Raw genomic sequence first — 8,340 nt, 5'->3', positions numbered from 1 at the left:
CGCTCTTCCGATCTGCCGCCGTGACGGCGCGCGCGATGCCGGGCGCGCGCGAGGCGCCGGCGCGGGTCGGGCCCGGCAGTGGTGGAGAAGGCAGCGGCAGCGATGGCGGCTGCGGCCCGATGTCGGTCGCGTTCGTGATGCAGACGCTGGCCGAGGTACGCGAGGCGGCCGATATCGTGGTCGAGGAAGCGCCCAGCTCGCGGCCCGCGATGCAGCGGCACCTGCCCTTCACGCGGCCCGACAGCTTCTACACCATGGACAGCGGCGGGCTCGGCTACGCGATGCCGGCCGCGGTCGGCATCGCGCTGGCCGAGCCGGGCCGCCGCGTGATCGCGCTGCTCGGCGACGGCTCCAGTCTCTATGCGATCCAGGCGCTGTGGAGCGCCGCGCAGCGTCGCCTGCCGATCGCCTTCCTGATCCTCGCCAACGGCCGTTACGCGGCCCTGCAGGAATTCGCGCCCGTGTTCGGCTTCGCGGCCGGCGAGACGGTGCAGGGCACCGCGCTGCCCGGGCTCGATTTCGTCGCGCTCGCGCGCGGCTTCGGTTGCGAGGGCCGGCGCGTCGCGGATCCCGGGCTGCTGCGCGAGGCCTTGCAGGCCGCGCTGGCGGGTCCCGGGCCGAGCCTGCTGGAGATCGTGGTGGCCTGAACGCGGCGCTTCGGGTCGTGCCGCCGGGCCGGCGCGAATCGCCTTATGATGCGCGGGCTCGCGCGGCGCGCCGCTGGTTCGGCACGCATCGCCTCACTCGATCGACCCTGCCGATCGGCGGCCAACGCGCGGCGAAACCACCATGAACCGGCCGCAAGATCGTCGAAGCGGCCGCCCCGGCAAGCGGCTTGCCAGAGCGCGCCGGATTCCGAGGAGAGTGAGGACATGAGCCGATTCGCCAGGGCGCCGGCGCGCCGCTTCGCATCGCACGACATCGTTGCGGGTCAGTCGCATCGAGGCCGCGCATGAACGGCGCGCGGCAGGCCGCGGCCGCGGGCGGCGTCGATATCGGCGCGACGCTCGACGCCGGCCCGTTCAGCGCGATGCAGGGCCTGGCCGTGCTGCTGGCCGCGTTGTCGATCGTGCTCGACGGTTTCGACGGCCAGTTGATCGGCTTCGCGATTCCGGCCCTGATCCGCGACTGGCACCTGGCGCGCGAGGCCTTCGTGCCGGCGGTGGCCGCCGGCCTGGTCGGCATGGGGCTGGGCAGCGCCGCCGCGGGCCCGTTCGCCGATCGTTTCGGCCGCCGGCGCGCCGTGATCCTCAGCGTGTTCGTGTTCGGCGCGGCCACCTGCGCGATCGGCGCGGCGCAGGACATCGCCGGTCTCGCCGCGCTGCGCTTCGTGGCCGGCCTCGGCATTGGCGGCGCGCTGCCGACCGCCACCACCTTGACCGCCGAATTCACGCCGGCGCGCCATCGCACCCTGATGGTGACCGCCACCATCGTCTGCGTGCCGCTCGGCGGCATGCTGGCGGGGTTGTTCGCGCATGCGGTGCTGCCGGTGCAGGGCTGGCGGGGTTTGTTCGTCGCCGGCGGCGCGCTGCCGCTGCTGCTCGGTGTCGTGCTGCTCGCGACGCTGCCCGAATCGCCGCGCTACCTCGCCCGCCATCGTGCGCGTTGGCCCGAACTGGGACGTCTGCTGGCGCGCATGCGCCGGCCCGTGGCCGCCGATGCCGCCTTCAGCGATTCGGTCGAGCGGCGCGCGGCGGCCGCCGCGGGCGCGGATGGTCGCGAGCAGCGGATCGTGGACGGCGCGCCGTCAGCGCGGATCGGCGCCGAGCGGCGTGGTTTTCGCGCGCTGTTCGCCGACGGCCTGGCCGGCGACACGCTCGCGCTCTGGTGCGCGTTCTTCATGTCCCTGCTGGCCGTCTACAGCGCCTTCAGCTGGTTGCCGGCGATGCTGGCCGCGCAGGGCCTGAGCGTGGACGTGGCCGGCAGCGGCCTGACCGCCTACAACCTGGGCGGCGTGATCGGCGCGCTCGGCTGCGCGCTGGCCATCGCGCGCTGGGGTTCGCGCTGGCCGCTGGTATTGAGCGCGCTGGGCGGCGCGGCCAGCGCGGCCGCCTTGTTCGGTGTCGATGTCGCGAGCCAGCGCGGCTGGCTGCTGCTCGGGCTCGGCCTGCATGGATTGTTCGTCAATGCGGTGCAGGCCACCATGTACGCGCTCTGCGCGCACCTGTACGCCACCCCGGTGCGCGCCACCGGCACCGCCGGCGCGCTGATGGTCGGCCGGCTCGGCGCGATCTTCAGCGCCTTCGCCGGCGCCTGGGTGATCGGCGCGGCCGGGAAGGCCGGCTATCTGGCGATGCTGGTGGTGTCGATGACGATCGCGGCGCTCGCGCTGGCCGTGCTGCGCGATCATGTGAAACCGTTGCGGGCGCAACGGCTTGGCGGGGGAGGGATCGCCGACCCGTCGCGATGAGGGCCGGCCTTGCGTCGCGCGTGCCGCCTACAGCGTGGTGCGCACGTGCCACAGCTCGGGGAACAGCACCACGTCGAGCATCTTGCGCAGATAGGGCGCGCCGTTGGTGCCGCCCGTGCCCTGCTTGAAGCCGATGATGCGCTCGACGGTGGTGACATGCCGGAAGCGCCATTGCCGGAACGCATCCTCGAGGTCGACCAGTTCCTCGGCCATCTCGTAGAGCTCCCAGTGCGCGGCGGGATCGCGATAGACGGCTAGCCAGGCCGCCTCGACCGAGGCGTCGTGCGCGGTCGGCGCGCGCCAGTCGCACGCGAGCCGCTCGGCCGCGATCGGGAAACCGCGCCGCGCCAGCAGGCGCACCACCTCGTCGTAGAGCGAGGGCGCGTCGAGCGTGGCCTCCACCTCGGCGAGAATCTCCGGGCGATGCGCGTGCGGCTTGAGCATCTGCTCGTTCTTGTTGCCGAGCAGGAATTCGAGCTGCCGGTACTGATAGGACTGGAAGCCCGAGGAAGCGCCCAGGTAGGGGCGCATTGCCGAATACTCGGACGGCGTCATGGTGGCCAGCACGCTCCAGGCCTGCACCAGTTGCTCGAGGATGCGCGAGACGCGCGCCAGCATCTTGAAGGCGGGCGGCAGCGCATCGCGGCGGATCGAATCGAGCGCCGCGCGCAGCTCGTAGAGCGCCAGCTTCATCCACAGTTCGCTGGTCTGGTGCTGGATGATGAACAGCATCTCGTTGTGGTCGGGCGAGAGCGGATGCTGGGCCTTCAGGATCGAGCCGAGCGACAGGTAGTCGCCATAGCTCATCGACTTCGAGAAATCGAGCTGGGCGTCGTGCCAGCCCTCGCCGGCGGCGGCGGCCGGGGCCGGCGTGCCCGAGAACGGGCAGCGCGGCGGCGCATCGGCGCCGTCGGTCTTGGAATGGTCAGGATTCACGATCAATGCTCTCCGGCAGGTCAGGGGCGCTCACGTCGGCGGGGGCGGCGGCTCAGGTCACCGCCGTGCGGGCCGCGAACTCGGGCGCCCGCCAGGCCTCGGTGGCGAGCACTTCGCGCAGCGCCTCGACGGCATCCCAGATATCGACGAAGCGCGTGTAGAGCGGCGTGAAGCCGAAACGCAGGATGCGCGGCTCGCGATAGTCGCCCACCACGCCGCGCGCGATCAGCGCGCGCATCACCTCGTAGCCGTGCGGATGCTCGAAGCTGACCTGCGAGCCGCGCCGTGCCGGCTCGCGCGGCGTGACCAGCCGCAGCTCGAGCCCGGCGCAGCGCGACTCGACCAGCGCGATGAAGGCATCGGCCAGCGCCAGCGACTTGCGGCGGATCGCGCCCATGTCGGTCTCGTGGAAGATGTCGAGACCGCATTCGACCATCGCCATCGAGACGATCGGCTGGGTGCCGCACAGGAAGCGCGAGATGCTCGCATCGGGCGCGAAGCCGGGCTCCATCGCGAACGGCGAGCGATGGCTCCACCAGCCCGACAGCGGCTGCTCGAAGCTGGCCTGGTGGCGCTTCGGCACCCAGGTGAAGGCCGGCGAGCCGGGGCCGCCGTTCAGGTATTTGTAGGTGCAGCCGACCGCGCCGTCGGCCGCCGCGCCGTTCAGGTCGACCGGCACCGCGCCGGCCGAGTGGGCCAGGTCCCACAGCATCAGCGCGCCGGCCTGCTGCGCATGGCGCGTGAGGGCGGCCATGTCGTGCATGTAGCCGCTGCGGTAATTGACGTGGGTGATCATCGCGACCGCGCAATCGGCGTCGATCGCGGCTTCCAGCTCGGCGGCGTGGTCGACCAGTCGCAACTCGTAGCCGCGATCGAGCTGAGCGATCAGCCCTTGCGCGATATAGAGGTCGGACGGGAAGTTGGAGCGCTCCGAGACGATCACGCGGCGCTCGGGCGCGCGCCTGGCCTGCTCGCGCAGCATCGCCGAGAGCAGCTTGAACAGGTTCACCGAGATCGTGTCGGTGATCACCACCTCGCCCTCGGCGGCGCCGATCAGCGGCGCGAGCCGGTCGCCCAGGCGACGCGGCAACGCGAACCAGCCGGCGGTGTTCCAGCTGCGGATCAGGTCGCGTCCCCATTCGGCCTCGATCACCGCCTGGGCGCGCGCGGCCGAAGCCTTCGGGCGCGCGCCGAGCGAATTGCCGTCGAGGTAGAGGGTGTCGTCGGGCAAGGCGAAGCGCTCGCGCAGCGGGGCGAGCGGGTCGTCGCGATCGAGGGCGAGCGCATCTTCACGGGTTTGCATGGTGCGGATCGATTGGGTTCGTGAGTGGGGGAGGCGCGAGCGGCAGCCGCGCGCCGGAAAGTCGGATCGGGGGAATCAGGGCGTCGCGCGATCGACGGGCAGCGCGCGCAGTACCGCGCGCACCGGGCTCGCATCGAGCGTCGCGAACTTGAGCGGCAGCGCGATCAGCTCGTAGTCGCCGGCCGGCACGGCATCCAGCACCAGGCCTTCCAGGATCGCCATGCCGTGCGCGCGCACGCGGCGGTGCGCGTCCATGGTCTTCGATTCCTGCGGGTCCAGTGAGGGCGTGTCGATGCCGACCAGGCGCACGCCGTGCGCGGCCAGCAGGTCGATGGTGGCCGCCTCGACCGCGCAGAAGGCGCTGTCCCAGGCTTGTTGCGGCGCGTTCGCATAAGTGCGCAGCAGCACGCGCGGCGGGCAGCCCGCCAAGGCGGCGGCGATCCGCCCGGGCGCCACCGCGGGCGCCGCGCCCAGGCAGTCGATCACGCGGCAGGCTCCGAGATAGGCATCGAGCGGCACCGCGCCGATCGGCGCGCCCTCGGCGTCGTAATGCAGGGGCGCGTCGGCGTGCGCGCCGGTATGCGGCGAGAGCGTCAGCCGCGCGACGTTGACCGGCGAGCCGGCTTCCATGCGCCACACGCGCTCGACCGCGACCTCGGTATCACCGGGCCAGACGGGCGTGGCGGGGGAGATGGCCGGCGAAATATCCCAGAGCGTTTCCATTGTTTTTCATCAAGTCTCCACAGCTCGAATGATAGGCAATCGAGGCCGCAAAGTGCTTGCGAAATAAACATGGACATTCGGCAAATATCGCAGATAATTTGAACGATAGCTAAAACGGGGACCAGAAATGCATGCAATCTCGCTGGACGCTACTGATTGCCGTATTCTCGCCGTATTGCAGCAGGAGGGCCGGATCAGCAACCTCGACCTGGCCGAGCGCATCTCGCTGTCGCCGTCCGCCTGTCTGAGGCGGATGCGGCTGCTGGAGGAGCAGGGCGTGATCGAGTGCTATCGCGCCTGCCTGAGCCGCGAAAAGCTCGGCTTCGAGCTGGAGGCTTTCGTGCAGGTGTCGATGCGCAACGATCAGGAGCAATGGCACGAGCGCTTCGCCGAAGCGCTGAAGGAATGGCCGGAGGTGGTATCGGCCTTCGTGGTGACGGGCGAGACGCATTATCTGCTGCGCGTGCTGGCCCACAATCTCAAGCACTATTCGGAATTCGTGCTCAATCACCTCTACAAGGCGCCGGGCGTGATGGACATCCGTTCCAACATCGTCCTGCAGACGCTCAAGGACGAGGCGGGCCCGCCCGTCTCGCTGGCCCGCACCGGGGCGGTCAGAGCGGATTGAGCCCGTGGAACGCGCCGCCGTGGAACACCAGCGGCGCGAGCGAGCCCGCTTCGGGGTGCAGCCCGCAGCGTTCCACCTCGCCGACGAAGATCACGTGGTCGCCCTCGTCGTAGCGGCTGCGGTTATGGCACTCGAACCAGGCCAGCGCGCCGTCGAGCACCGGCATGCCGGACTGGCCGGCGGCGTGCGAGACGCCCTCGAAGCGGTCGCCCTTGGCGGTCGCGAAGCGCTTGCAGAGATCGAGCTGCGACGCGGCCAGCACATTGATCACATAATGGCTGTTGCCGCGGAATACCGGCAGCGAGGCCGAGCGCGTCGCCAGGCTCCAGAGCACCAGCGGCGGCGCCAGCGAGACCGAATTGAAGGAACTCGCGGTGATGCCGATCAACTGGCCCCCCGGCGCGCGCGTGGTGATCACGGTCACGCCGGTGGCGAACTGGCCGAGCGCCTGCCGGAACGTGGCGGCGTCGAAGTCGGGCGGGGTGGCGCGGATCGTCATCGCGGCACGGCCCTCGGCGCGGCGCCCGCGCGGCGGCGAAACAGGTTGGAAGAGGTCATCTGGAAATCGGGAAATTTGTCCCGATTTTAACGGAATCGATGGCTGCCCGACCCGGCGGCCCGAAACGATCCGGCCGAACCCCGGCCGGATCCTCTGTCAGGAGCGAACATGAATCAGGCAGTGCAGGAAGTCGCCGTGTTCGGCGGCGGGTGTTTCTGGTGCACCGAGGCGGTGTTTCTCGATGTCGAGGGCGTGCTCGCGGTCGAATCCGGTTATGCGGGCGGCCACACGCGCAACCCGGGCTATCGCGAGGTCTGCGACGGCGATACCGGCCACGCCGAGGTGGTGAAGGTCAGCTACGACCCGGCGCGCATCAGCTATCGCGAGGTGCTCGAGATCTTCTTCGCCACGCACGATCCGACCCAGCTGAACCGCCAGGGCGCCGACGTCGGCACCCAGTACCGCTCGGTGGTGTTCGCCGAGTCGCAGGCGCAGCGCGAGGCCGCGCTGGAGGTGATCGCCACGCTCGAGCGCGAGCATATCTTCGGCGCGCCGATCGTCACCAAGGTCGAGCTGCTGGACGGCAACTACTGGCCGGCCGAGGAATATCACCAGAACTATTTCGCGCGCAATCCGCAGCAGGGTTATTGCGCGGCGGTGATCGGCCCGAAGATCGCGAAATTCCGCCAGAAGTTCGCGCATCGGCTGAAGTCGAACCGCGGCTGAGCGGCACGCAACAGAACGGCGGCACCTCGATCGGGGTGCCGCCGTTTTTTCATGGCGCGAGGGCAGGCGAAGCGGGCGGCCCAGGCCGCTCAGGCCGCGTCTGAGCGCAGCCGCTCGACGGCCGCGCCGATCGCCCGCGCCAGCTCGATGCAGGACAGCGGCGCCGAGCCCTCGGCCTTGTTGTTGATGGTGATCAGCACCGGCTGGCCGGCCAGCACGTAGCGCGCGGCCAGGTCGGCCAGCGCGTGGCGCGTGCTCGGATCCTCGTCGACCAGCTTGTCGAACGGATCGTACTTGGCCTTGGCCTGCTCGTACTTGAAGCCGCCGTGCAGGCTCCAGCGCACCACCAGCGGCCCGGGCGTGTCGCCGTCGAGCAGCGCGAGCGCGGCGGCCTGGCGCAAGGGATCGGGCATCCGCGCATGCAGGCCGACGCAGTAGCGCACGCCGGCGCTCGCCAGCATGCGGATGAAGCGCGGCGTGAGCAGCGCGCCGTCGCGGATCTCGATCGCGTAGCGCGGCCCGTCGGGCTCGGCCGGCAGCGGCGGCAGGGCGGCGAAGAAGGCCGCCAGGCGCTCGATCAGCCCGGCCGGGTCGGCCAGCAATTGGTCGGGCAGCGGCGAGAACTGGAACACCAGCGCGCCGGCCTTGCGGCCCAGGCCGTCCAGGCAGGGGCGCACGAAGTCGTCGGTGGCGATGCGCGCGTCGAGGAAGGCCGGGTTCGGGCCGGCCGGCTCGCCGCGCGAGCCGCGCACCACCGCGTCGGTGACCGAGGCGGGCGCCTTGATCACGAAGCGGAAATCCTCGGGCACCTGCTGCGCGTAGCGCAGGTACTCGGCCATCGAGAGCGGCGCGTAGAAGGAGCGGTCGATGCTGACGCTCTTGAGCAGCGGATGCGCGCCATAGGCTTCGAGACCGTCGCGCGAGAGCTTCTGCGCCGAGTAGTCCTCGCCGTAGACGATGCCGTTCCAGCCCGGGAACGACCAGGTCGAGGTGCCGAGATGCACGCCGGGCGGCAGGGCCGCGGCGGTGGCCGCGACCGCCTCGTCGATCGCGGCGGCGGTGACGCCGCGCTTGCGCGAGCGGCGCGACGCGGCGGGCTTGCCGTCGGGCGAGCC

9 protein-coding genes are annotated in these 8,340 nt (G+C 70.7%); 4 read left to right on the top strand and 5 right to left on the bottom strand.

Going from position 1 to position 8,340, the window contains the following annotated elements:
• Both F3J18_RS34105 and F3J18_RS34100 read left to right on the top strand, forming a co-directional pair.
• The coding region (locus F3J18_RS34105) for a thiamine pyrophosphate-dependent enzyme (protein ID WP_240156490.1) at nucleotides 1-647 on the top strand (647 nt) is incomplete at its 5' end.
• A 305-nt stretch (nucleotides 648-952) separates the two neighbouring features.
• A complete protein-coding gene (locus F3J18_RS34100) occupies nucleotides 953-2,410 on the top strand; it encodes an MFS transporter (RefSeq protein WP_166916503.1) in 1,458 nt (485 codons plus the stop codon).
• A 27-nt stretch (nucleotides 2,411-2,437) separates the two neighbouring features.
• On the opposite strand, the gene kynA is transcribed toward F3J18_RS34100, so the two are convergent.
• The 3 genes from kynA to kynB form a co-directional block, all read right to left on the bottom strand.
• A complete protein-coding gene (gene kynA, locus F3J18_RS34095) occupies nucleotides 2,438-3,352 on the bottom strand; it encodes a tryptophan 2,3-dioxygenase (RefSeq protein ID WP_166916501.1) in 915 nt (304 codons plus the stop codon).
• A gap of 46 nt (nucleotides 3,353-3,398) precedes the next feature.
• Nucleotides 3,399-4,649, bottom strand: coding sequence for a kynureninase (gene kynU / locus F3J18_RS34090; RefSeq protein WP_166916499.1), 1,251 nt, complete (start codon nucleotides 4,647-4,649; stop codon nucleotides 3,399-3,401).
• A 75-nt stretch (nucleotides 4,650-4,724) separates the two neighbouring features.
• Nucleotides 4,725-5,372 (bottom strand): arylformamidase, encoded by a 648-nt coding sequence (gene kynB / locus F3J18_RS34085; RefSeq protein WP_025101696.1) that lies wholly within the window; start codon nucleotides 5,370-5,372, stop codon nucleotides 4,725-4,727.
• Between the two features lie 127 nt (nucleotides 5,373-5,499).
• On the opposite strand from kynB, the gene F3J18_RS34080 reads away from it, so the two are divergent.
• The gene (locus tag F3J18_RS34080; protein WP_013699205.1) at nucleotides 5,500-6,000 is read left to right on the top strand and encodes an Lrp/AsnC family transcriptional regulator; all 501 of its coding nucleotides are present in this window, start codon (nucleotides 5,500-5,502) and stop codon (nucleotides 5,998-6,000) included.
• Here F3J18_RS34080 and F3J18_RS34075 read toward each other — a convergent pair.
• A complete protein-coding gene (locus tag F3J18_RS34075) occupies nucleotides 5,987-6,499 on the bottom strand; it encodes a flavin reductase family protein (RefSeq protein ID WP_025101697.1) in 513 nt (170 codons plus the stop codon). The two genes, F3J18_RS34080 and F3J18_RS34075, sit on opposite strands and share 14 nt — an antisense overlap.
• 168 nt (nucleotides 6,500-6,667) lie before the next feature.
• Here F3J18_RS34075 and msrA point away from each other — a divergent pair, with 168 nt between their 5' ends.
• On the top strand, nucleotides 6,668-7,225 hold the full coding sequence (msrA, locus tag F3J18_RS34070; RefSeq protein WP_025101698.1) for a peptide-methionine (S)-S-oxide reductase MsrA: 558 nt from the start codon (nucleotides 6,668-6,670) through the stop codon (nucleotides 7,223-7,225).
• Between the two features lie 89 nt (nucleotides 7,226-7,314).
• On the opposite strand, the gene F3J18_RS34065 is transcribed toward msrA, so the two are convergent.
• Nucleotides 7,315-8,340 (bottom strand): DUF72 domain-containing protein (locus F3J18_RS34065; RefSeq protein WP_166916497.1); only part of this gene is annotated, 1,026 nt, incomplete at its 5' end.

The organism is Burkholderia sp. Ax-1720 (assembly GCF_011753035.1).
Taxonomy (GTDB): domain Bacteria; phylum Pseudomonadota; class Gammaproteobacteria; order Burkholderiales; family Burkholderiaceae; genus Burkholderia; species Burkholderia gladioli.
The sequence above is the reverse complement of the archived record's forward strand: the minus strand, read 5'-3'. Positions and strand labels throughout refer to the sequence as shown.

Coding starts and splice junctions, on each gene's coding strand:
- F3J18_RS34080 (WP_013699205.1), top strand. CDS start 5,500: ATGCATGCAATCTCGCTGGACGCTACTGATTGCCGTATTCTCGCCGTA.
- kynB (WP_025101696.1), bottom strand. CDS start 5,372: ATGGAAACGCTCTGGGATATTTCGCCGGCCATCTCCCCCGCCACGCCC.
- msrA (WP_025101698.1), top strand. CDS start 6,668: ATGAATCAGGCAGTGCAGGAAGTCGCCGTGTTCGGCGGCGGGTGTTTC.
- F3J18_RS34100 (WP_166916503.1), top strand. CDS start 953: ATGAACGGCGCGCGGCAGGCCGCGGCCGCGGGCGGCGTCGATATCGGC.
- kynU (WP_166916499.1), bottom strand. CDS start 4,649: ATGCAAACCCGTGAAGATGCGCTCGCCCTCGATCGCGACGACCCGCTC.
- F3J18_RS34075 (WP_025101697.1), bottom strand. CDS start 6,499: ATGACGATCCGCGCCACCCCGCCCGACTTCGACGCCGCCACGTTCCGG.